Genomic DNA, 24,825 nt, shown 5'->3' on the forward strand with positions numbered 1-24,825 from the left:
TAATAAATATGTCACATTCCTTTGTGACAATTTAATGAATTTAAAAAAGGATAAAAGCGCAATGCTAATTGCTATTTTTAGGCAGTTTTTTTTACTTGGCTGCATGAGCTTTGGTGGTCCAGCGGCACACTTAGGCTATTTCAAGCGCCACTTTGTAGATACACTAAATTGGATCACCAACACACGCTACGCGCAATTAATTAGTTTAAGCCAAGCGTTGCCGGGACCTGGTTCGAGCCAAGTGAGCTTTGCTATTGGCGTTGAACGCGCAGGGATATTAGGTGGTATTACCGCATTTGTTGGTTTTACGCTGCCATCTTTTTTAATTATGGTGATACTGGCCATTAGTGCACACCAATTTGATGCCGTTTACTATGCGATTATTGCAGGTTTGAAACTATTTGCCGTGGTCATCGTAGCTGATGCCACACTGTCTATGGCTAAAAGCTTTTGCACAAGTGCGGTGCTTAAGTTACTTGCGCTATTTAGCACCTTAGCGCTTGTTCTACTGCCCGTGTTAAGCACGCAAATTGCTGTTTTAGTTATTGCTGCAACTATTGGTGCTATATGGCCTTTATTAAAATTAGGCGAGGCAAATCAAAATACGAATACCGACACAAAAAGTAATATTAACTGGGTTGCGCTGAGCTTATTTGCATTATTACTGGCTATTAGCTTTGCCCCGCTTGGAAAAGAATTTGCATTATTTGCGCCTTTTTACCAAGCAGGCGCTATGGTGTTTGGTGGTGGGCACGTTGTATTACCCGTACTGCAAGCTGGTGTACCTGCGCTGAGTGATGACCAATTTTTAAGTGCTTATGCCAGCGCTCAAGCAATCCCTGGCCCTATGTTTACTATTGCTACTTATTTAGGTGCACAACTTAATACTGCGCAGCCTTTATTTGGCGCACTGGTTGCTACGTTATTAATTTTTGCACCCGGCTTTTTATTGATGTTAGCATTTCAAAAAAGCTGGCTTAACTTGGCTAATAAACCCCGTTTTGCTAGTTCAATTGCCGCACTTAATGCCGCCGTTGTGGGCTTTTTGGCCGCAGCTTTATACTCACCTATTTGGACATCGGCAGTGCACAGCTGGTTGCATGTTGGGTTAGTTGTTGTGGCTTTTGCATGGCTACGATTTAAAAAGCCACCTATTTGGTGGCTATTAATATTATTTATTAGTGTGGGTCTTGCACAGCATTATTGGGCACTTTAATACTGGGCTTTTCAGTTTGCCCTGCATTGGTTGGTGGGCTTAACTGCCCACTCACACTTTGATAGGCGCGCAATCCAAAAATAGGCAGCACGGCAAGTAAGTGATCCATTATTTCGGCTTGCAAATGTTCGTAAGAGATCCAGCGCTTATCTTCACTAAAGCAGTAAAACTCAATAGGTAAACCGTGGTTTAAAGGTTGAAGCTCCCGCACCATTAAAGTAAGCGAAGAGTTTATTTTACTATGCTGCTTTAAATACCCTTCGGCATAACGACGAAACAGCCCTAAATTAGATACAGGCTCTGGCAATGCCGATACACGAATATACTCGTGCAGCGGAATAGCCGCGTCTATTTGCGCTCTAAACTCGTCGTTTACTAGGCAAATGCTGTTCATATCAATATTGAGTGAGCGCTTAATACGCCTTCCACCCGACTCCTGCATACCACGCCAGTTTTTAAACGAGCCTGCCACCAGCATGTACGTAGGAATAGTCGTAATGGTGTTATCCCAGTTACGTACTTTTACCGTGTTTAAGCCTAAGTCTATTACCTCACCATCGGCGCCATAATTATCAACTTGTATCCAATCACCATAAGTAACTAATCGGTTAGCCGCAATTTGTATACTGGCAACAAACCCTAAAATCGTATCTTTAAATACTAATAAAGTGACGGCGGCAATCGCACCAAAACCCGAAAGAATATACGTCGGTGATTTTTCAAGCACAATACTAACAATTAAAATGCCACAAACAATAAAGGTAATTAGTTTTACAACTTGCACAAGGCCCTGAATAGGGACTTCTCGAGCAAAGTCTAATTGGTTATAAATAGCAGCAGCAAGACTAACAATACTGCTAATAATAAAACCGGTGTAAATAATTAATAAGGCTTGGCCTATGGTTTTAAGTATTTCAGCCGCTAACTCACCAACTGGATATACACTATCGAATGTGGCTAAAAATAATACACAACACAGTAGCCCAGCAATACGCTTATTAAGCTTAGTTAACATTGGAGAAAGCGCGCCAATACGCTCAGGCGATAACTTAGTAACCACCTTTTGAATACCTGGCAGCATAAGCCTACGAGTAAATAAATACACAACAAGTAACGAACAAATGCCAATGGCGGTAGCCGTTAGTGCACTAAAAAAAGCAGCGTCGGGGACGTTTTCAAACCAAGGAGCAATTAGCTCTTGTATATGGGTGTTGGTCATAGTGTTTTGGCTTCCTTACTAATTTGTACATCTGGCATAGCTTGCTGAGCATAAATACCTGCCAATTGCTTATCTTTTGCAACCCATAAGTCGTTCACATATTGTTGAAAGTTAGCTTTGAACGCTTCATCTGTTTGGTAACTACCTAACATAGTATCGGTAATAGCCATTACATCAATTGATACGTGAATAGAGTCTAGCTCACCTTTTAATAAGTTGCGGCACACATGATCTGACTTACCGCTATAGACCAAACTGGTATTTAACATAGCATCAAACTGGGTTCCAAGTACCTCAAGTGCAAATGCAATTCCACCTGCTTTTGGTTTTAGTAAATGCTTAAACGGGCTTTGCTGTTGTGCATGTTTAGCGGGTGTATAACGCGTTCCTTCAACAAAGTTGATAATAGTTGTTGGATGGTTACGAAAGTTACGACAGCTGTTTTTAGTGCGCTCTATGTCTAACCCTTTAAGCTTTGGGTTTTTAGCTATTTGCGCTTTGCTTACACGTTTCATAAATGGCATTCCCATCGCCCACGCACCAGTGCCAATAAATGGCACATATTTTAAATCGTCTTTTAAAAAAAACTTAGGCGCGGGTAACGCATGCATCGAACTGAGCACCGTAATATCTAACCAGCTCATATGGTTACAAATTAGTAAGTACCAACTTTTTGAATTTAAATCACCTTTCACATCAATTTTAATGTCTGGGCAACCTAGCCATAAACCTAACCGATTACCGTTACACCATCCCCGATAAGCGCTATGTAATAAACGATTAACAGCATGAATAGGCAGTAATAGTTTCACTAATCCCAAAAGTAATACCAACACGCCAAAAATTATAAGGTTAGTAAATAATACGCAGCCTACAATTAGGCCATTTAGCCAATTTGGTAACCATTTTTTTAGCATAACTGTAAGCTCACCGTGTTATTTTGTACTTGTTGGGGCGTCAAGTGATTGCAACGTTTGTTCTTTTTCTTCCCATAAACGATTTAACTCGCTTTGAAAACGAACTCTAAATTCAGAATCACCCGTGTAATCACCAATTAGCTCGTCACTTACTGGCATGACATCCACGTGTATATTAATATTTTTTACTTTCCCACCAGCAAAGTCCATAAACGTAGGAATACCGTCAGGGTAATGCAAAGTAACATTCACTACTTGAGAAATTTGCTCACCCATTGCTTGCATAACAAAGGCAATGCCACCGGCTTTTGGTTTTAATAAATGCGGAAATGGGCTTTGCTGTTTTGCATGTTTACTTTGTGTAAAGCGCGTACCTTCAACAAAGTTAACTACCGTTACAGGCATTTCTTTAAATTTTTCGCAGGCTTTACGTGTTGTTTCTAAGTCTTTGCCACGTAATTTAGGGTTCTTTTTAAGCTGACTTTTGCTCGTGCGCGTCATAAATGGAAAGTCGAGCGCCCACCAACATAAGCCCAAAATAGGCACATAAATAAGCTCTTTCTTTAAAAAGAAATTTAAAAACGGAATTTTGCGATTAAATACGCGCTGCAATACTAAAATATCAACCCAGCTTTGATGATTGGCAATCACCAAATACCAATCTTTTAGTTTAAGAGAATCCAAGCCCGTCACGTTAAGTTTTGTTGGTGTAAACAGCCGCTGGTTTAAGGTATTAAACGACACCCAAATAGTGGCGCACTGTTTGGCAATCCAGCTCAATAACTTTTGTAATGGTTTAATAGGAATAAGCTTTAATAAGCCACAAATAAAAATAGGTATAAACCAAAAAAGTGTGTTTAATGCATAAAAAATAAGACTAAAAACACTACGAATAACTGACATTACTTCTATTCCTTTAACGGTGCGCAGCATTAAACACTGCGCATTTATACTTAAAAATTAATCTTCAAAATAGGTATAACCTTCAAGGCCCGCATTGAGCTCGGCTAAATAACCCGCTTTACACTGCTCTGAGGCATCTAGTTTATTAATTTGATAAGCAAAATTTTCGGCTAAAATAGCGCTATCGTAATCAACAAACTTTAATACATCCTTAACGCTATCACCTTTTATGGCATTGGTTAATACATAGCCGTCGTCGTTTAGCTCAACATGCACTGAATCGGTATCGCCAAATAGGTTATGTAAATCGCCTAAAATCTCTTGATACGCGCCCACCATAAACATAGCAAGGTGGTATTGTTCGCCATGCTTATATTCAGGAATTGGCAAGCTGGTTTCAATACCTGCACCTTCAACGTATTCGCGTATTTGCCCATCCGAGTCACAAGTAATATCTTGAATAATGGCGCGCTGAGTAAGCGGTTGCGTTAAGTTTTCGATAGGCATAACCGGAAACAACTGCTGTATACCCCACACATCTGGTAACGACTGAAACAGTGAAAAATTAACAAATAGTTTATCGGCTAACTTTTCATTTAAATCGTCGAGTACTTCTCGGTGTGCGCGGGCGTTATTGCTAAGCGACGCACGCACGCGATGCAAAATAGTAAAGTAAAGCTGCTCTATTTTCGCCCACTCTAGCATGCTTACTAAACCGTGTACGTACTGATCGTGTGCTTCGCTAAATAAGTGCATCGCATCGTGATAAATTTCGAGCGCCATACGCGGATTCAAACGCTGTAAACATTGCCACATTTCATCAAGCACTAACACGCTGTTTTCAAGCGGTGGCTCAGGGTTTAAATGATTAGGTGCTTTTTCAACGTCAATCACATCGGTAATGAGTACCGCATGATGGGCTGTTAAAGCGCGGCCTGACTCGGTAATAATCGCTGGATGGGTTAAATCGTGTTGGTCGCACACTTCCGCAAACGCATTGACTACGTTGCGGGCGTACTCTTCCACTGTGTAGTTCATTGAGCACGCACTGCGAGAGCCCGACCCTTCATAATCAACGCCTAAACCGCCACCTACATCAACCGTATTCAGTGGTACGCCTAGTTGCGTTAACTCTGCAAAGTGACGCGCACACTCACGAAGTGCGCGGTGTATATCACGAATATTGGCAATTTGAGAGCCAATATGAAAATGCACCATTTGCATTAAGTGTAATTTATTGTGTTTTTTAAGTACTTCTACTGCGCTTAATACTTGCCCTGCAGTTAAACCAAACTTACCTTTTTCGCCACCGGTATTTTGCCACTTACCTTTACCCACCGAATTTAAGCGTATGCGAATACCAATTGCAGGCTCTATGCCTAAGTTATCTATTTCTTCAAGTAAGGTGGTTAGCTCTGATAGCTTTTCGACCACTATTTTTACGCTGTGCCCCATGGCCTGACCAATGCACGCTAAACGTAAAAATTCGCTGTCTTTGTAGCCGTTACATACAATGGTAATTGGCTCTTTTGCCACACCTAAAATAGCCATTAGCTCAGGTTTTGAACCCGCTTCAAGACCAACTAAACCACTTGGGTGCGCCAATAACTTACTCACCACAGAGCGCTGCTGATTTACTTTAATAGGATAAACACAGGTGTATTTGCCATTATATTCGCGGCTACTGCGCGCTTTAGTAAAAGCATTAGTAAGCGTATCGACACGATTTTTTAAAATGTCGGTAAAGCGCACTAAAACAGGCAATGTTAGCCCTTGCTGTTTAAATTGCTCTGTTAAGTCTGTTAAAGAGATTGCGGCTTTACTTTGATCGCCGTCGGGGTAGGCAACCAATTCGCCTTGTGCATTAATATCAAAATAGCCATCACTCCAATGAGCAACATTATAAGTAGCACGTGCTGTTTCTAAACCCCAGGTCATGGCAACTCTTCTTTCGTCAATTAGGTATAAAGGCGCATTTTAATACGTCGCTATCTCCTAGGCTAACAAAAATTGAACTTTCACTCACTCCTCACTAACTTTATTCGCTAAATCAGTTAAAATGTCATTGAGCAAACCGCCAAGCACTGGCAGAATTGCCCTTTTTTTACCTTAACCTAAAAAGTGTATCAGCAACTATGGCAAACTTAGATCAAAGTAAGTGGTTTACTGAAATTAGCGACCGTGACGGCAGCGCATTTTCATTACGCATTAACAAAAAGTTAGATGAAAAACAGTCTCCTTTTCAAAAAGTAGAAATGTTCGAAACCACAGACTTTGGTAATTTAATGATCATCGACGGTTGTACCATGGTATCAACCCGCGAAAACTTTTTTTATCATGAAATGATCAGCCATCCTGCACTTTTAGCACACCCAAATCCTAAAAATGTGGTTATTATTGGCGGCGGCGACTGCGGCACGTTACGTGAAGTATTAAAACACCCTGGCGTAGAAAGCGTAACGCAAATTGACATAGACGAAGTAGTCACACAAATGTCGTTAAAATACTTCCCAGAGCTGTGCGAATCTAATAACGATGCACGCGCTACAGTTATGTTTGACGATGGCATTAAGTACATGCGCGAAGCTGCTGGCGAGTCTATCGACGTGGTTATTGTTGATGGTACTGACCCAGTAGGCCCAGGTGAAGGTCTATTTAACCATGCATTTTACACTAGCTGTTTAAACGCACTTCGCCCTGGCGGTATTTTAGTGCAACAAAGCGAATCGCCACTTATGCATATGCCACTACTGGTTGAAATGCGTGAAGCGATGTTAAGCGTTGGTTTTAACGATTTACAAACATTGCCATTCCCTCAGCCTATTTACCCAAGTGGTTTATGGTCGGTAACACTTGCTCGTAAGTCTGAAGCATTTAATGGTTTTAGAGAAGACGGCGCAGCACACGTTGCAACGCAAAGTGAATACTACAACAGTGGTATTCACCATGGGGCTTTAGCAACACCTAACTTTATGAAACGCGCATTTGATAAAAAATAATAAGTGTTAATATTCTACAAAGGGAGCTCTACACGCTCCCTTTTTGTTACGTTAAACCTTAAACCGGTTAACTAATCGATTAAGCTCGTCTGTTAACTGCTCCATTTTATTTGATACATCTTGCGTTGTGTGCGCCAGCGACCCACCCTCTAAGGTTTGATCGTTAAGTGATGATAAGTTATGGCTTATTTCATCAGAAACCGTTGTTTGCTCTTCGGTAGCTTGCGCAGTTTGCATAGCCATATCGTTTACTTTAGTAGATGAACTTTGCATGGCATTGAGTATATCGTTAGTTTGCGAAAACGACTCCACAGCATCATCTGCAAATTGCTTACTCTCACCTATGGCATTAATCGACTGCGATACACTCGATGCAAACAACTCAATCATTTGTTGAATATCATTGGTACTATCTTGTGTGCGCGTAGCAAGCGTCCTTACTTCGTCAGCCACAACCGCAAAGCCTCGCCCGTATTCGCCAGCACGTGCCGCCTCTATAGCTGCATTAAGTGCTAATAAGTTTGTTTGTTCTGCTATGGCACGAATCACCTCTAAAACTTTAGCGATGTTATCAGAGCTTTGTTGCAGCTCAGTAGAGCGCGCCATAGCTTGCTCCATGTTGCTAGAAAGAGAGGTAATTCGCGAACTAGAATTAGCCACCGCACTAAGCCCTTGTTGCGCTAGTTTTAACGAATTATCGGCTTCGCTTGATGACTGCTGTGCAACCCCTGCAACCTCTTTGCTAGCAGTGCTCATTTCATGTACTGCGCTTACAATAGACTCTGACGCTTGTCCCAAGGCTTGGTTTACACTGTTATTTTGGGTAGCCACTTTGCTAAGCTCAACACCTAAACCATTTAACTCTTTAGATTGCTCTAATATATCGCGTATTAATTGCTGTAAATTATCTAAAAAAGTATTAAATTCGGTGGCTAAGTCAGAAAACTCATCTTTAGACGTTACTTGTATTCGGCCAGTTAAATCGCCATCTCCTGAGGCAATATCACTAATACGCTTAGTTACATAATTAATTTGGCGAGTAAGTTGTTTAGGTACACTGTAACTAAACCAACTCGCTGCAATTAAAATAATAGTAACCACTGTCAGCATCATCATTTTTGTTGAAATGATATTGGATGAAAGCGTGATGATTTCTTGCTCCGAGGTTTTTTCAGCCAGCTCACCGGCTTTATCAAGCCTAATCCTTAAAGTGGCAAATGCTTGCTCTGAATTCGTTTGTTTAGCTTGGCTATTTTTATCATCCATGTAGCTTTTTGACGCTGCAAGCCAAGCATTAAAGTCGTTTTCAAAGCCATTTAGCTCTTTAGCTATACTGGGGTAATCTTTCATTAAAGATAAATACTGATTAATTTTATCAGTAACTTGCATTGCATTTTCTTCGTGCTCTGCCTGGTACTTTTCTGTATTTTTTGAATGAGTTACTAAATTTAATTCGGCCACTTTAGCTTGGTATAGGTCGCGGTCTGCGTTTAAAGCAAGAGACAGCGCCTTAATAAACTTTTCAGACTGCACATCAAGTGCATTTTTTTGTAAGGTTATTAAGTAGGTATACCCCACAATTAACGAGAGTATGGCAAGTCCTAATACAACAATAGGAAACGACACTTTAACGCGAATACTATGCAAATTCATTTTATCACCCTACAAGGCCCTAAACGCCTCTTACAAATTAAACCTAAAATTGCAGTAGGTTGATAAAACCTAAAACTTCCATTGCGTGTTAATCATTACTTGCTGCTGCGAAGCTCGCTGCTGCAGCCCCATTGCAGCTCTATTGTCTACAAAACTTTTTAGTGCTGAGCCTTCAATACCAATTTGACCATGTTTGCTAAACGCGTAACGCCAAGAGGCTGTTACCCCTTCGCCATTGCTTGCATTTGGGTCAAATACCGTCGTGTCGTTATCGGTTACTTTAAAGTAATCGTACCGCAACGATATTCTATGCTTACCTTCTTTATGGCTTAGCATTAAATAATGGCTGTAAAAGTCGTTATCTATTAATTTGCTATGCCCCATTTCGGTTTTACCGCTTAGTACCTGTGTTATAAAACGCGTTTTATTATTAAATTTATATAACCATGCAGCACTGATAAAACGTGTATTCCATGCATATTGCCCTGAGCTAATGTTCAGTTTAGTTGGATCGCCATTATTGTCGTAATAATAAACTCTAAATTGTGATTGTTTTAAATAATCCCAGTGAACACCAAGGTAATAACCAAAGCGTCCATCAACTTCTTCAAATGGTAAAACCTGATTTGCCTGCCAACGCAATGCATATTCGCTAAGTGCTGCAACGGGTGCAAACCTAATACCTTCGTTAAATGTAGTTTGCCTGTCGTGCATGGCAAAGCCACGCCAAGATAGTAACGTGCCTGTAGGGTCGTTACCTTTAAATGTTGCACCCACTAAACTAAAACTATGCGGGCTGTTAAAACGTTTAGCGGGGCGTTTTATTGTTACCTCTGCGCCAACGGTTCTAAGCTCTTCACCTATCCAACTATTAATTGCTGAATTGGTATAGTTGTAAGGAGATGTCCAGCCAATATCTGGGTTCTCTAACGACATTAGCGGATAAAACCCACCCACTCGTACATGCCACTTATAAGCGCTACTAGTTAATGGTTTATATGTAAAATAGGCTTGTGTTAAACCTAAACCTACATCAGGGTCCTGATTAACGTTTAACACCCCATGAGCAGACCAACTTGTTGCTAAATCGGCGCGCACGTCAATAATACCTTGCGATAATAAAACGCCATCGTTTTTAGCATCGTGTCGGTATAAGCCGGTGCCTCCGTCTTGAAAACTTTTTAGCGCATCACCTTGAACTGCACGCACTTGTAGCAGCCCCTTAACCTGTGCACTGATTGACGCGCTAAATAAAAGCACACCACTAACAACCGCATATTTGAGCATGTGGTTAATAATCATCAAATTCATCCGTAGCAAAATCAAACTGCTCGGTTATGGCTTGCTTCACTTTATAAATAAATGGAGCTTGCCCTATGGTTACTTTTTTAGACTCAACATGGCTTATATCGCCAAACCCTGAATGCCACACATTAAGTGTGTACTCACCTGGCTCTACGGTTAAATTTACATGTCCGCTGTTATCGGTAATATCAAAAATAGGGCTATCAACAACCACAATATAACCAAGCATCCAGTCATGAATGTTACATCCCAACTCAACAACACCGGTTTGATCAAACACTAATGGCGCCTTGGGTTGTTCCTTATATAACTTTAATTCAAACGTTTTTGCCTCAGAAAACGAATACACATGATGCAAAATTGAATCGGCGTTTGGAAATTCCACTTTTGCATTTTGTGGTACAACTAAAATGCGCGGCGTAAACTCCCTATCTTTTTGCACCATAGAATAAAGCGTATCTACTTGGCTGGATTGACTAGAAAGCACCTCAGAAGTCAGCCACACCACGGCATTAGCCATAGGCTCGTTTTTATTATTGTTAACAGTGATAGAAACCGCTTTTGCCTGCCAAGTTAATAACATGACAATAATTAACGTTAAATATTTGAACATCATCTTACTATTCTTATTTTTCAAATTATTTACAGTATAGACCTATTAGGTGACTTATTTCTTTCTATTTTATTGATAAATGAATACGTATGTAGATATTCGTATTTGTTAACAACAGCCTTTATTCTGATAAGTCACACTGACACAGTAAGGATCTCTTAAATGAGAACATCAGCACTTTTGCTTTTCGCTTTTTCGGGCAGCTGTTTTGCACAAACAGCCACATTACAATCGCCCAACGGCAATATTAAAATAACTATTTCTGACGAATTAACGACCCCAAGCTATTCAATCGACTTTAAAAACAAACCGGTTATTAATAGCTCCGCGCTTGGTTTTAAATTTAAACAACAAGCCCCCTTTAGCGAAGGTTTTAAAATAACCCACACACAACAAAACACACAAAACACCCAGTGGCAACAACCCTGGGGCGAGCGACAAACCGTTACCGACAATCATAACGAAGTTGCTGTTACATTTAAAAAACCACAAGGCGGCGTATTTACCGTTAAATTTAGAGCGTTTAACAACGGTATAGGGTTTAGGTACGAAATACCTAAACAACCCGGTTTTGAAAATATAGAAATCACAAAAGAACTTACCGAATTTGCCATTGCCGACAGCCAAAGTGCAACAGCGTGGTGGATCCCAGCCCGAGGCTGGAACCGTTACGAATATGTTTATAACACCACCCCAGTTAACGACGCTCCCTTAGTACACACCCCTTTTACATTTAAAAATAAAGAGGGCGTACACGTTAGCATTCACGAAGCAGCCCTTGTCGATTATGCAGGTATGACCCTTAACCAGCGTCGACCAGGTGTTTTTCAAGCCGATTTAACACCGTGGTCTGACGGCATTGCAGTAAAAAAGCAAGGCGCATTTAATACACCTTGGCGTACTATTCAAATAGGCAGCAAAGCGGTCGACCTGATTAACTCCGATATTATTTTAAACCTTAATGAGCCAAACAAATTAGGTGATGTTTCGTGGGTAAAACCGGGTAAATACGTCGGTATTTGGTGGGGTATGCACATAAATACGCAAACATGGGGAAGTGGTGAAAAACACGGTGCTACAACTCAAACAACCAAATACTACATGGACTTTGCCGCAGAATATGGCTTTGACGGCGTGCTAGTAGAAGGATGGAACATAGGCTGGGATGGCGACTGGTTTTTTAATGGCGATGTGTTTAGCTTTACACAACCCTACGACGACTTTGATATTGAGGAGCTTACCCGCTACGGTAAGCAAAAAGGGGTGCAGTTAATTGGCCACCACGAAACCTCAGGCAACGTAACTAACTATCGCAATCAAATGAAAGATGCCTTTGCCCTTTACGAAAAGTCAAACGTAAGCCAAGTTAAAACGGGCTATGTGGCCGATGGCGGAAACATAAAACGCATAGATGAAAACGGCATTGCCCGCCATGAGTGGCACGATGGCCAATTTATGGTTAACGAATACCTTTATAACGTAAAGCTCGCTGCTAAACATAAAATTAGTATTAACACTCACGAACCTATAAAAGACACTGGCCTGCGCCGTACCTACCCCAACTGGATTGCGCGCGAAGGCGCACGTGGGCAAGAGTTTAATGCATGGGGCACACCGCCTAACCCGCCAGAGCATATCCCTATGCTTGCGTTTACCCGTATGCTGGCAGGGCCAATGGACTTTACTCCCGGTATATTTGATATGGGCTTTAATGGCTTAGGCGATGATACAAACCGCCCACAAACAACGCTTGCCAAGCAACTTGCACTTTATGTTGTGCTGTATAGCCCGATTCAAATGGCTGCCGACCTACCTAAAAACTACTTAGCTAAACCTGATGCTTTTCAGTTTATTCAAGATGTACCAACCGATTGGCAGCAGAGTATTGCGCTTGATGGCGAGGTGGGCGACTTTATTGTATTCGCTCGTAAAGAACGAAAACGCGATAAATACTCAGGAAACGATTGGTACTTAGGTGCAGTGACTGACGAAAAAGCCCGCACCATTGAGGTAAAACTCGACTTTTTAGAAAAGGGTAAAAAGTTTGAAGCGCACATATACCAAGACGGCAAAAACGCCGAATGGAAAAACAGGCCGTATGATTTAGATATCGAAAAGCGCGTAGTTAGTGCAAACGATAAGCTAACTTTAAAACTAGCAACAAGCGGCGGCACTGCCATCCGCTTTAAAGCACTTTAGGCTTCACGGTTATATCAGTTTTACAGATATTTAAGCGTTACAAATAGCAAACTCTGCACAGGTTACTGTGCAGAGTTTTGTATTTTTATAGGCAGGTAAATTTGTGCACTTAAGCCGCCTTCAGGCCGGTTTTCTAGTTTTACTTTGCCGTCGTGCATATCAACAATGCGCTTAATAATAGCAAGGCCTAGGCCACTGCCCTCACTGCCTCGTGCAGCATCACCTTGCTTAAACGGTTCAAATACCGACTCTAATTCACTTTCAGGAATACCTGGGCCATTATCGTTTACAGCGATGACCACGTATTTTTTATTGGAGTTATAATAACTAAGTACCTCTATATCGCCGTCAGAATAACGAATGGCATTTTCAATCATGTTAGTTACAACACGCTTTATAGCCACACTGCTGAGCGGAATACTCTCTATACTTGGGTTACTTTTAAAGGTAATAGAGCGCTGATGCTTTAACTCGCAATTAACGACCTCACCCACTAACGCGTTTATATCTTCACAACTGAGTTCTTCGCGTTTGTGGTGACGTAAATATTCAATAAATTGATCGATAATACCGTTCATATCTTCAATATCGTAAATAATCCCTTCGCGAAGATACTCGTCTTGGTCGCTCATCATCTCGGTTGCTAAACGAATGCGAGTAAGTGGTGTGCGTAAATCGTGAGACACACCTGCCATAAGTAAGCGGCGGTCGTTTTCAAGGGCCGCTATACCGCGCGACATTTGGTTAAACGCACGCGTTACTTCTATTACTTCAGTAGAGCCTTCCTCTTCTAGCTTGGTGCTAAAATCGCCTTTACCCACTTTTACAGCGGCTTGTTGCAGTGCTTTAAGCGGGCGGTTTAAGTGCCGCGCAAATAACCAACCACCTAAAACACTTAAAAAGCCGATACTTGATAAGTAAAACGTTAAAAATTCGAGGTTGTTTTCTTGATACCCTGAAAGCGGAATTTTAACCCAGTAGCCAGGCGCTTGCGGAGCCTCTATCCAATAAACGAGTGGGCCAGTTTGCGTAATACGCACCCGCGCCGAGCCATTTAACTGCGCAGACATACTACGTGAAAGCATCGGGTATTCACGGGTTTGACCAAGCCCTTGGCGCATGGCTTCGCGCTGGGTCATGACATCAATACCGGTTATTTCAAAAAACTTTTCTGATAAGTCGTCGTTTATTTCTATACCGTCTTCCCAGTCAATAAAAACAGTTTTAACTTGCTTAGCAAGCATTAAGTTCACTTGCTCTATGGTCGGTTTTACAACATATAAACTGACTGTTACATAAGACACAACTTGGTTTATAAGTAATAACGCCGCCACCAAAAATACAGTTTGCCCAAACGCGCTACGTGGAAAAAATCCCATAAAAACTACTTTTCACCGTCAGGAACAAACACGTACCCTAAGCCCCACACAGTTTGAATATAACGCGGGTTAGCCGCATCAATTTCAATCATGCGGCGAAGGCGCGACACTTGCACATCAATACTGCGCTCTAGAGCACTGTAATCTCGACCACGCGCTAAGTTCATGAGTTTATCGCGGCTAAGCGGCTCTCTTGGGTGTGACACAAGCGCTTTAAGTACGGCAAACTCGCCACTGGTTAGCGATATTGTTTTATCGCCTTCGCTCATTTCACGAGTGGCTAAATTAAGTGTAAATTTACCAAAGGCAATTAGGTTTTCTTCTGCGGCGGGCGCACCTGGCACTTCTTTAGCGCGGCGGCGTAATATGGCTTTAATGCGCGCAAGTAACTCACGAGGATTAAATGGCTTTGGAATGTAATCATCTGCGCCAAGCTCTAAACCTATGATGCGATCGACTTCGTCGCCTTTAGCGGTGAGCATAACAATAGGGATTTCGTTTTCTTTTTGGCGTAACCTACGGCAAATAGATAAGCCATCTTCACCGGGAAGCATTAAGTCGAGTACCATTAAGTGAAAGTTTTCGCGCTCTAAAAGCCGGTCCATTTGCTCTGAGTTTGCGGCGGTTCTTACAATAAAACCTTGCTCTACTAAATAACGCTCCAATAAGCTGCGTAAGCGCATATCGTCGTCTACAACCAATACTTTTGTCGTTTCGTGTCCCATTACCTGTTTCTTATTTTTATATCCAATTAAGTATTAATATAAATGAAAAACCAAATAATCAAAAACTAATTACGGCCTTAGATTGTTACTGAACATTTCAAACAACAATAATGGCTGCTTTAAACACTTTAAGCTCGACAAATTTTTCTAAGTTTATTACCGTGCCCATCATTAGAGCTAATAATTAAAAGTCGATGAAAACAAATTTAATTACCCGTGAAGGCTACTTGCAACTGCAACAAGAACACGACCACCTGTGGAATGTAAAACGCCCTGAAGTAACAAAAATAGTCAGCTGGGCAGCAAGCTTAGGCGATCGTTCTGAAAACGCCGACTATCAATATAATAAGCGACTGCTGCGCCAAATAGACCGACGTGTTCGCTATTTGCGAAAGCGTATTCCCGATTTAAATATTATTGATTACTCCCCTGTACAAGACGGAAAAGTATTTTTTGGTGCGTGGGTCGAAATAGAAAATGAGCAAGGCGACATAAAAAAGTTCAGAATTGTTGGCCCAGACGAAATTTACGACCGAAAAGACTATATTTCTATCGACTCACCAATGGCCCGGGCGCTTATTAAAAAACAAGTCGATGACGATTTTGAAGTAATGACACCGCAGGGAAAAAAAGAATGGTACATAAACTCAATTGAGTATCAAAAAACGGCTAAGTAGTATTTGATTCAGATCATATTAACTTTTGATTGTTTAAATTATCGCATTAGGCTATATATAAATAGCTCGCACATAATTTTAATGTGGGATTAGCAAAGGTTGTAATGGTTATGTCAAACGTAGTACAGCGCATATTTAGTAATGCCGTATTGTTTGCACTTTTTATGAGTGTGAGTTTGACTTTGCATGCCAGCAACCAAAACACCAACCTTGAACACCCAACCGTTTTAAATAATTTAATTGCCTTAGATATTCCCGATCAGGCAACTCCTGACTTTGACGAAGATTCATTTGTTGATGTCACTTCCCTTAAGGCAGCTCAACCTCTCCCTAAAGGCGCTCACTCTTTTTACAAGAGTTCATCTTTTAGCAGACCGTTTAGCACTGCGTACCAACGTGGCCCCCCTGTTATTTAATTTAATTTATTACTTTCAATTTAATTAAATTTTTAACTAATAGGTGGATATTATGTCTAACTTTAAAGAATTACGTACCCAAAATATCTCTCATGGGGTTATTGCAAAACCATTTGCTGACAATCAACCGTTAATCGATTTGGCCTCACCCGCTTTAAAAATGGTGAATAACTTTACGCAAAAAACACCTGTTCGAGCACAGCACGAAACAACAATTGCTGAGGCCCTTAAAAAAACGAGCAGCCAGCAGTCTGACTTTGTATTAGTGATGGATGACGACCACAAGCTAATAGGTATTGTTTCTAGTGCTGATTTACAAAGTGCTAAAATTACTATTATTGCTCAACGTTTAAATACACCGCGAAATGAAGTGAGCCTTCGCCATGTAATGACCCCAATAAACCAGCTAATGGGTGTCAGCATGCAAAGCTTAAGTTATGCCTGTGTGGGCGATGCTTTGCAAACAATGGAGCATCAAGGGGCGATGTTTTTATTAGTAACAACAGCCAATAACGAAATATGTGGATTAATTTCAGCTCGCCAAATTGCTAAAACATTACATATTCCGCTGCACATTAGCCCAATTGCCACTTCGTTTAGCGACGTACTAGAAAGCGTAGACCACCCTCATTAGAGGTTGTTTTATCGCTTAACTATCTCAACCAAAGCAACCGTCTTAAAGCAAGTTAAATAGCTTGCTTTAAGAGCTTTTTATTACAACTTCATGTGATATTATTCAAGCAATTAGCCGACCCAGATATTTATTTCTGGTCTTATTTTTTGTTTAAAAAGGTTTTTGCATGAGCGATATCTCTGCACGTTTAGCCAGTGAGCTAAATGCACAACAACAACAAGTTGTTGCTGCAACAAAATTACTTGATGAAGGCGCAACTGTTCCCTTTATTGCCCGCTACAGAAAAGAAGTCACCGGCGGTTTAGATGACACTCAATTGCGCTTGCTAGAGCAGCGTTTATCTTACCTTCGAGAACTTGAAGAGCGTCGTAGCTTTATTTTGTCGACTATCGAATCTCAAAAGAAGCTTACCGCAGAGCTCAAAGCCGACATCACTAGCGCGCAAAGTAAAACAGAACTCGAAGATTTATATCTTCCATATAAAGCAAAACGTCGCACCAAAGGCCAAATAGCCATAGAAGCAGGCATAGAGCCCTTAGCCGATGCGTTATTTACCGACGCGAGTTTAAATCCTGAGCAACACGCTGAGCAGTACATTAATGCTGATAAAGGCTTTGATGACACGAAAGCCGTGCTTGATGGTGCTAAATTTATTTTAATGGAGCGTTTTGCCGAAGATGCAAAATTACTCGCTAAATTAAGAAGTCACATAAGCCAAAACGGTGCAATACAAAGCACGGTAATTAAAGGTCAAGAACAAGCGGGCACTAAATATCGCGATTACTTCGATCATCAGGAGCTACTTACTAAAGTTCCTTCTCATCGTGCATTAGCTATGCTGCGAGCTCGCAACGAAGGCATACTTCAATTAAATGTAAACCCAGAGCCAAGTTCAGAAAACCCTGCTCAACTTTGTGCAAATATGATTGCACAGCACTACCGCTTAAATATTACCGACCAAACAGCGAGTGCTTGGCTTTTAAGCGTGGTGCAATGGGCTTGGAAAATTAAGCTAGGTTTACACCTAGAAAACGAATTTTTTGCAGCCATGCGCGAAAAAGCAGAAGCAGGCGCTATTGATGTATTTGCTAAAAACTTAAAAGACTTACTAATGGCGGCACCTGCAGGTCCACGCACAACACTTGGTCTTGATCCCGGTTTACGTACCGGTTGCAAAATTGCTGTTGTAGACAGCACAGGTAAACTGCTAACTACGCAAACTATTTTCCCTCATGCCCCGCAAAATCATTGGGATAAGTCGCTGCGTACACTAGAGCAACTTTGCCGCCAACACAAAGTAGAACTTATTGCCATTGGTAACGGTACAGCGTCGCGCGAGTCAGACAAATTGGTTGCTGAGCTAATGAAAGCAAATACCGAGTTAAAACTTAATAAAATTATGGTGAGCGAAGCTGGCGCGTCGGTTTACTCAGCATCTGAATTTGCAGCTAACGAATTTCCTGACTTAGATGTGTCATTACGTGGCGCGGTATCGATTGCACGTCGCTTGCAGGATCCTCTTGCTGAACTTGTTAAAATAGAGCCTAAATCAATTGGTGTAGGGCAATATCAACACGATGTGTCACAAAGCCAACTCGGACAAACACTTACAGCCGTTGTTGAAGACTGTGTAAACTCGGTAGGTGTTGATTTAAATATGGCGTCGGTTCCTTTACTTACACGCGTATCAGGATTAAACAAAACCTTAGCGCAAAACATTGTAAATTACCGCGATTCCAATGGATCATTTGCAAAACGTAGTGAACTGAAAAAAGTAGAACGTTTAGGGCCAAAAGCATTTGAACAAGCTGCTGGTTTCTTACGAATTAACAATGGCAGCGATCCACTTGATAACTCATCAGTTCACCCTGAAGCCTACCCTGTTGTTAAGCAAATTTGCGAAAAGAACAACGCAGAAGTAACCACGTTAATAGGTAACAGCGAATTTTTAAACAAGCTTGTTGCTAACGACTACACCAACGAAAAATTTGGTTTACCTACGGTTACCGATATTATTGCTGAGCTTGATAAGCCGGGTCGCGATCCCCGTCCAGAGTTTAAAACGGCTGAGTTTAAAGCGGGTGTAGAGAAAATAAGTGACCTAAAACCAGGTATGATTTTAGAAGGTGTTGTATCGAATGTTGCAAACTTTGGTGCGTTTGTAGATGTAGGTGTTCACCAAGATGGGTTAGTGCATATTTCGGCGATTACGAATAAGTTTATATCTGATCCTCGCGAAGTAGTTAAAGCGGGCGACATTGTAAAAGTTAAAGTAGTGGAAGTTGATGCCTCGCGTAAACGTATTAGCTTTACTATGCGTTTAAACGACGAAATAGACACCAGCAACAAGCCAGCCCCTGCTGCACAAAAACAACAGCCGCGCACTAACAATGCGCAACCAAAATCCGCTAAACCTAAACGCGATAGCGGTAATGCGGTTATGGGTAATGCGTTTGCCGATGCATTTGCGAATGCCAAAGTAAAAAAATAGCAGGCCATATAGCTTGTTTAGCTTTTAAGTAAAAATCGGAAAGCGCTCTACGCTTTAAAATAAAAAAACCGCGAAAGCGGTTTTTTTATTCAAATCAGTAAGCATTAAAAGCAATTTATTGAGGAGAGTTTAATATTCGGTGTTCAGGCTATTGCTAAGAGATTGCTGAAAAACCACTTTGTGTGGATGGCGAAGTTGCCATTTGATAAAAATTAGCAATTCGTCCTGCGCGTGCTTCCACGTCTGCATCTCGTGTTTGCTCTTCACTTTCTGCCGTTTTAGTTTCTTGAGTTTCACTACTTGTGAATGACGCTTTACTATTGTTTTCAGCGCTGTCGTCTTCATCATTTTGAGGCGCTGCAAGTTCAGCCTGAGCTGCTACCAGCTTTTGAGTCGCGTCTGCCGCTATTGATCGATCAGCACCCGAAGGCTCCGCTGGAGCTAGGGCTGCAGCTCTAACCGTTTGCATTTTTTCTATGGTTGCTTGGGGATCACCTGGTATTTCAGCAACGTCAATTTGTACCTCGCCGCCCACTGCATAGTTAGTGCCGTCAGGGCCACGTTGATATTCGTAACTTGGCGAACCCGCATATTTACCGCCTACAGAAGCATGCGCTTGTTCGTGAATACGCACTTCAGTATCGCGCGCTTTTAGCTCTTTTATTTGCAGCTGCTCTTGCTCTAAAACTTGCTGTTCTTGCTCAGACTCTTGTTGCTGCGCTTTTTGCTCTTCAGACTCCTCTGGGTTCTCGGCGTTTTCATCGTCGCGCGCTTGAACCACTTTTTCGTCAGCTAACTTACCCGATGCACTATACGTTGCACCCTCATTATTACCTGGTAATTTGGCTTTTTCAGCATCGCTTTGCGCTTTGGTTTCGGTATTACTTGCGCTATTTGCAGAAGGAGCAGGAATGACTTCCCGCAGTTGATTATCACGACGAGCGGTTTCCGTATAAACATTGGCTGTGTTTATATTAATTGATGGAAATGGCGTGACAATATTCATTAAATTACACTTTAATGTCGACTAACGTACCCAGTACGTCATCAGCTGTTTGAATTGTTTGCGCATTAGCTTTAGCGTTAAATTCTTCAACTTTTAGGTTAACAAGTGATTCGTCAATACGCGCTGGCTGAGCAACCGGCGCTGTTACTGCTTCGTCCGGCGTTGCTGCAACTAACTGTCGCTGTTGTGCAAGTTGCGCATCGTCTTGCTGTTCTATACTGGCACGGTTGATTTCTGCGCTGGCCTTTTCAATACCTTGGCTTGCACGGTTAAACCCTTCAACACCATTATTAAATACAGATCCGATTGACATGGTAAACCTCCACCACTTAAATATTGTTTAATTATCGCTCAGTTTGTGCGCAAAATAAAGCTTTACGGGGCGCAATTATCGTCGCATTTTTAAAGCATTGATTTAACGATAGATAAAAACTCATTTTTGTGAGAAATAAACGGAGCATGAGATGCTTTATCTATTACTTGGTATTCAAACTCAGAATTTAGTACTGACATTTTAGCTATTGCTTTATACGGCACTAAAGCATCTAAGCGACCAAATACACCCATAATTTTTACCGGACACGTTGCAAATAAATCGCGTAAATCATTATTTTGTAAAATATCTAAACCGGCCGCTAACGCCTCACTGTTGGGTGCTGAATATTGATTTAGCAATTGTTTAAGCTGCTTTATGTCATCTCTCGCTGACTCACTTCCCATAGCCTGAATAGCCAAAAAGCGCTCAATGGTTTTTTCTCTGTGATTAACCAATTGGTCTTTAAACTGAGTTAGTACTTTTTCACTAATTCCCGGCCATTCACCCTGCTCTGCAAAATAAGGTGTCGATGCGACTAAAATAACCTTCGATACTTTTTCAGGCCAATGCTTTGCAATGTATAGAGCAAACAAACCACCTAAAGACCACCCCATTAAAATAGAATGAGGTTTTAACTGTTGGCTTAATTGCATAGCGGCATCATGCAAATTATACGGGGTTGGTAATGTGGTTGCGCTATTACCAAACCCAGGTAAATCAAGGCTACGTACTTGTCCTGTATATAAGTTTTCAAGCTCTGGCTGTATAAGTTGCCAAACGCCTTGATTCATTCCCCAACCATGTAAAAGTACTAACTCTTTTTGCATATTTGCTTATTCTTAACCAAACTTAGGCTCATAATAACGTTTAAAAAGATGATTGCAATGGAAGGCACTATCTCATGAAAGGTCTGTTTAACTGGCTGTTCCCGTCGTATTGCGTACAGTGCAAAAGCCCTGTAAGTGCAAGCCTAGGTTTATGTGAATATTGCTTAGAAGATTTAGCATTACTAGATGTAACAAAACACCCAAATTTACTTCACCGACCCGATATTGTTGATATGTTTCCTAACTGCGAATTTGACAGGTTATTTGCTTGCGCTTTTTACCGCCCTCCATTTGAGCAGTGGCTAACCCAACTTAAATTTAGTAACCAAATACATTACAAAAAAGCACTTCAGCAGGTTGTACACAAGCAGCTCGATATGTTTTTTAAATACAGCACGCAATCTCCTGATTTATTTATAATTTTACCTTTGCATAAAAGCCGATTTTTAAAGCGAGGTTTTAATCAAGTAAGCCAAGTATGGCACCCTTGTTTGTGCTCTCGCGTTGTTTTAAATAATGCGCTTATCCGTAATAAAAAAACCCATGCGCAATCGCAGCTCACTAAAGCAAAACGTATTAAAAATCTAACCAATGCATTTATATGTACTGAAGATATGAGCGGTAAAACAGTCGCTATTGTTGATGACATTATGACAACCGGCGCAACATTAAATGCCGCAACTCAGGCTTTAAAGAAAGCCGGCGCTAAACAAGTGTGGGCATTCACAACCTGTTTAACGCCAATTTAGTTAATTTATGTTACTGACCACTTGCGCGGAATGTATGGCCTAAAAACAGTGCATTGCTAAGCAATCGACTTGTACCATACCAGTAACCTCTAAATACGGGGTTGTCGGTCATAGCAATAACACTGCCGCGTCCGTACGAATGTGCTATTAAACCAGCGCCTTCAGCTACTTGTTCTACATTTACAGAGTCAGTAAAGCCAGCTAACAACGGGCGTTTTGTGTAGGTTAGTACATTTACAAAAGGGGTATCTGACGCTTCAAGTAACCATGTACTGTTTTTAAATACCGGTAAGGTGTCGCGCGTGAGTGAGAAGGTTAATGGGTGCGTTAAATCCACGCTAGTGTTAAAAATAGCCCCAGCAATACGCTGACGCCCCGCTAGATGATCTTTATCGCCATAGCTTAAGCCTTCAGTTTTGAAAGCACCAGCTAAATCCTGTCGCGATAAATAATTTGCTTTGAGTAGTTGCTGGTCGACTAAAAATTTAGCGCCGCCTTTGTGGCCCCAAATAACACCGCCTTTTCTTACCCAGCTTTTAATCGCTACTTTTTCTGCATCTGTTAAGCTATTGTAATTGCCGTGGGCCAACACAATATGGCTATAATCACTGAGCTCAAGTGAACTTAAACGCGTCATTTCAACAATTGTGGGTGCAACACCTACAAACCTATCTAGGTAATACCACACTTCACCTACTTCGTACTGGCTAGTGCCTTGGCCGCCAATCAGTAAAACCTTGGGGGCTTTAACAACTGCCATAGAGCGCGAACCTAAATCAGCACCTTTACTGGTTAAGCCCGTTGTAATAGGTTTTATGGCAATACCAAATTCACTTTGCGCACTGTTTAACAAAGTAATCCAGTTTTGCTGTGTTTGTAAACCAGCCGGAATAATAATACTCCCTGGCTCAAAATTTATGTCGCCCGCGCTCGATTTTGCCGTTAAGGCGCTCAATGCCACGCGTGCTTTTATACCTTGCTTTAATAATGTATTTAGCATTTTAGGCGCTAAGTAGTCGTCCCATGCAAAACCAAATGCATACGCTGACTCTAAACTTGTTAGGGGTGCTTTAGGTGCTTTATTCCAAGGAGTATCTGCAACGTCTAGCCCCCAGTTACTTTTTACTTTTGCAAAGGGTAGATTGAATGCATGCGCTAATGTCCAACCAGATACATCGTAAAATGTATTGTCTGCAAAGTTTTTTTGCTCGCTAAATATCGCTTTAACTAAACGATATTGAGGCTGCGCTAAAGGCACATAATAGCTGTTGGTGGTAAAGTTTACGCCACCTGCTTTTAGTGGTTTAGTAAGTTCAAATGCCTTTATTTTATGTTGCTCTAATAGCGCTAAAAAGTCAGTAATTCGGGTGCTGTCTTTTGCACCTTCAACAACATAACCTGCAAAGTTTTCGTCACCTGCAAGCTCTGCGGATTGATCATAAAATTTAGCTTGGTAGTCAAGCAATGCTTGACGGTTTTCAACCGCCGCTTTAAAGGTAGATAAGCTCGTTAGTAACTGATTTTTTATAGTAAATGGAAACGTTAAAGGGCCATTAATGGTCTCTTGTATATGGCCTCGAGAGCTTGCTTGCTCAAACAAAATACCTATACCCCCGTTCACGTCTGGGTAAGTTGAACCTTTACCGTAGTAAAAATCGTCAAAGCTTTCTTCTGTAAAATACAGTGCATTATTTTCATCCAATGTTTTGGCATGATAATTAGCAATTGCTTTGGTTAATGTTACGTTTTCAATTGGCGTAATTGGGTGCTTTCTACTTGGAATACCCGGCTGAAAAAAGTAGCTGCTGTTTGGGCCCATTTCATGAAAGTCGGTAAGTACATTTGGTTTCCACTGATGAAATTTTGCAATACGCGCACGCGACTCAGGGTGCTGTAGCAATAGCCAATCTCGGTTTAAGTCAAACCAATAATGATTAGTGCGGCTGCTTGGCCAGTTTTCGGTATGCTCTCGAGTTTTAGGATCTGACGATAAATTCATGCCGCGGTTACTGTTTGCCCAATTAGCAAAACGTGCAAGTCCGTCGGGGTTTAATGATGGATCGAGCAAAATAACGGTATTGTTTAGTAGGTTATTTATTTCATCGCCTTGTGCTGCAGCTAAGTAATAAGCCGTTAAAAGCGATGCATTGCTACCCGATGATTCGTTACCGTGCACACTGTAGCCCATCCATACGACTGCAGGTTCATCGTTTGCTTTTTTGCTGTTATTACCCAAACGAGCCAAGTGCGCTTGGCGTATTTGCTCTATTTGAGTTAATTTATTTGGCGCTGTAACCGTTAACATTACCAGTGGTCGTTGCTCATGTGTGCGGCCAATTATCTCAAAGTTTATTCTGTCGCTCTTTTGAGCAAGTACTTCCATGTAGCGCACGAGTTGGTCGTGTCTTACATGCCACTCACCTACTTGATAACCCAATACTTCTTCGGGCGTAGGAATGGCTGGGTCGAATACAACATCGTCTTCAAAATAGTATGAAAGCGGTTTTGCTACACTTGAAAAGCTCAGCATTACCACCATTATTGTTATTAATAAACGCATATAGATCACTCTAAAAATGTT

At 41.3% G+C, this 24,825-nt stretch carries 21 protein-coding genes; 8 read left to right on the forward strand and 13 right to left on the reverse strand.

The window, feature by feature from the left end; translation table 11 throughout:
* The first annotated feature begins 61 nt into the window (after positions 1-61).
* Positions 62-1,216, forward strand: coding sequence for a chromate efflux transporter (gene chrA, locus MTF67_RS16240; protein WP_248520145.1), 1,155 nt, complete (start codon positions 62-64; stop codon positions 1,214-1,216).
* On the opposite strand, the gene MTF67_RS16245 is transcribed toward chrA, so the two are convergent.
* The 4 genes from MTF67_RS16245 to speA are packed head-to-tail and all read right to left on the reverse strand — an operon-like array spanning position 1,179 to position 6,193.
* Positions 1,179-2,435, reverse strand: coding sequence for a mechanosensitive ion channel family protein (locus MTF67_RS16245; RefSeq protein ID WP_248520095.1), 1,257 nt, complete (start codon positions 2,433-2,435; stop codon positions 1,179-1,181). The genes chrA and MTF67_RS16245 overlap by 38 nt on opposite strands.
* Positions 2,432-3,352, reverse strand: a complete 921-nt coding sequence (locus tag MTF67_RS16250) for an acetyltransferase (RefSeq protein ID WP_248520096.1) — start codon at positions 3,350-3,352, stop codon at positions 2,432-2,434. The genes MTF67_RS16245 and MTF67_RS16250 overlap by 4 nt, the downstream gene beginning before the upstream one ends.
* Before the next feature lie 18 nt (positions 3,353-3,370).
* Positions 3,371-4,255, reverse strand: coding sequence for an acyltransferase (locus tag MTF67_RS16255; RefSeq protein WP_039038376.1), 885 nt, complete (start codon positions 4,253-4,255; stop codon positions 3,371-3,373).
* A gap of 57 nt (positions 4,256-4,312) precedes the next feature.
* Complete coding sequence (speA, locus tag MTF67_RS16260; protein WP_010557735.1) at positions 4,313-6,193, reverse strand: biosynthetic arginine decarboxylase; 1,881 nt, start codon at positions 6,191-6,193, stop codon at positions 4,313-4,315.
* Between the two features lie 197 nt (positions 6,194-6,390).
* Here speA and speE point away from each other — a divergent pair, with 197 nt between their 5' ends.
* Positions 6,391-7,254 carry a polyamine aminopropyltransferase gene (gene speE, locus MTF67_RS16265; protein ID WP_010557736.1) on the forward strand — a complete coding sequence of 288 codons (864 nt, stop codon included), beginning with the start codon at positions 6,391-6,393 and terminating at the stop codon, positions 7,252-7,254.
* A 51-nt stretch (positions 7,255-7,305) separates the two neighbouring features.
* Here the strand turns inward: speE and MTF67_RS16270 are convergent, their stop codons facing one another.
* The 3 genes from MTF67_RS16270 to MTF67_RS16280 form a co-directional block, all read right to left on the reverse strand.
* A complete protein-coding gene (locus MTF67_RS16270) occupies positions 7,306-8,907 on the reverse strand; it encodes a methyl-accepting chemotaxis protein (protein WP_248520097.1) in 1,602 nt (533 codons plus the stop codon).
* A 69-nt stretch (positions 8,908-8,976) separates the two neighbouring features.
* Complete coding sequence (locus MTF67_RS16275) at positions 8,977-10,209, reverse strand: hypothetical protein (protein WP_248520099.1); 1,233 nt, start codon at positions 10,207-10,209, stop codon at positions 8,977-8,979.
* Positions 10,199-10,825, reverse strand: a complete 627-nt coding sequence (locus MTF67_RS16280; RefSeq protein WP_248520147.1) for a methylamine utilization protein — start codon at positions 10,823-10,825, stop codon at positions 10,199-10,201. Before MTF67_RS16280 ends, MTF67_RS16275 begins: the two co-directional genes overlap by 11 nt.
* 162 nt (positions 10,826-10,987) lie before the next feature.
* On the opposite strand from MTF67_RS16280, the gene MTF67_RS16285 reads away from it, so the two are divergent.
* The gene (locus MTF67_RS16285; protein ID WP_248520101.1) at positions 10,988-13,024 is read left to right on the forward strand and encodes a glycoside hydrolase family 97 protein; all 2,037 of its coding nucleotides are present in this window, start codon (positions 10,988-10,990) and stop codon (positions 13,022-13,024) included.
* A 62-nt stretch (positions 13,025-13,086) separates the two neighbouring features.
* Here MTF67_RS16285 and envZ read toward each other — a convergent pair whose 3' ends face one another.
* The gene (gene envZ / locus MTF67_RS16290; RefSeq protein ID WP_006793807.1) at positions 13,087-14,403 is read right to left on the reverse strand and encodes a two-component system sensor histidine kinase EnvZ; all 1,317 of its coding nucleotides are present in this window, start codon (positions 14,401-14,403) and stop codon (positions 13,087-13,089) included.
* A gap of 5 nt (positions 14,404-14,408) precedes the next feature.
* Complete coding sequence (gene ompR / locus MTF67_RS16295; protein WP_006793806.1) at positions 14,409-15,128, reverse strand: two-component system response regulator OmpR; 720 nt, start codon at positions 15,126-15,128, stop codon at positions 14,409-14,411.
* Between the two features lie 194 nt (positions 15,129-15,322).
* Here ompR and greB point away from each other — a divergent pair, with 194 nt between their 5' ends.
* From greB to MTF67_RS16315, 4 genes are all read left to right on the forward strand, one after another.
* Positions 15,323-15,805, forward strand: coding sequence for a transcription elongation factor GreB (gene greB / locus MTF67_RS16300; RefSeq protein WP_006793804.1), 483 nt, complete (start codon positions 15,323-15,325; stop codon positions 15,803-15,805).
* Positions 15,806-15,915: 110 nt separating this feature from the next.
* Positions 15,916-16,221, forward strand: coding sequence for a hypothetical protein (locus MTF67_RS16305; RefSeq protein ID WP_010557746.1), 306 nt, complete (start codon positions 15,916-15,918; stop codon positions 16,219-16,221).
* A 52-nt stretch (positions 16,222-16,273) separates the two neighbouring features.
* Positions 16,274-16,855, forward strand: a complete 582-nt coding sequence (locus MTF67_RS16310; protein ID WP_248520103.1) for a CBS domain-containing protein — start codon at positions 16,274-16,276, stop codon at positions 16,853-16,855.
* A gap of 166 nt (positions 16,856-17,021) precedes the next feature.
* On the forward strand, positions 17,022-19,346 hold the full coding sequence (locus MTF67_RS16315) for a Tex family protein (protein WP_248520105.1): 2,325 nt from the start codon (positions 17,022-17,024) through the stop codon (positions 19,344-19,346).
* A gap of 154 nt (positions 19,347-19,500) precedes the next feature.
* Here the strand turns inward: MTF67_RS16315 and MTF67_RS16320 are convergent, their stop codons facing one another.
* The 3 genes from MTF67_RS16320 to bioH form a co-directional block, all read right to left on the reverse strand.
* A complete protein-coding gene (locus MTF67_RS16320) occupies positions 19,501-20,352 on the reverse strand; it encodes a putative metalloprotease CJM1_0395 family protein (RefSeq protein WP_248520106.1) in 852 nt (283 codons plus the stop codon).
* Positions 20,353-20,356: 4 nt separating this feature from the next.
* A complete protein-coding gene (locus MTF67_RS16325; protein ID WP_006793799.1) occupies positions 20,357-20,665 on the reverse strand; it encodes a hypothetical protein in 309 nt (102 codons plus the stop codon).
* 89 nt (positions 20,666-20,754) lie between these two features.
* Positions 20,755-21,495, reverse strand: coding sequence for a pimeloyl-ACP methyl ester esterase BioH (gene bioH / locus MTF67_RS16330; protein ID WP_248520108.1), 741 nt, complete (start codon positions 21,493-21,495; stop codon positions 20,755-20,757).
* A 74-nt stretch (positions 21,496-21,569) separates the two neighbouring features.
* On the opposite strand from bioH, the gene MTF67_RS16335 reads away from it, so the two are divergent.
* The gene (locus tag MTF67_RS16335; RefSeq protein WP_248520109.1) at positions 21,570-22,244 is read left to right on the forward strand and encodes a ComF family protein; all 675 of its coding nucleotides are present in this window, start codon (positions 21,570-21,572) and stop codon (positions 22,242-22,244) included.
* Between the two features lie 10 nt (positions 22,245-22,254).
* Here MTF67_RS16335 and MTF67_RS16340 read toward each other — a convergent pair whose 3' ends face one another.
* A complete protein-coding gene (locus MTF67_RS16340) occupies positions 22,255-24,804 on the reverse strand; it encodes a M14 metallopeptidase family protein (protein ID WP_248520111.1) in 2,550 nt (849 codons plus the stop codon).
* Between the last annotated feature and the right edge of the window lie 21 nt (positions 24,805-24,825).

Source organism: Pseudoalteromonas sp. 2CM32C (genome assembly GCF_023161925.1).
GTDB lineage: Bacteria > Pseudomonadota > Gammaproteobacteria > Enterobacterales > Alteromonadaceae > Pseudoalteromonas > Pseudoalteromonas marina.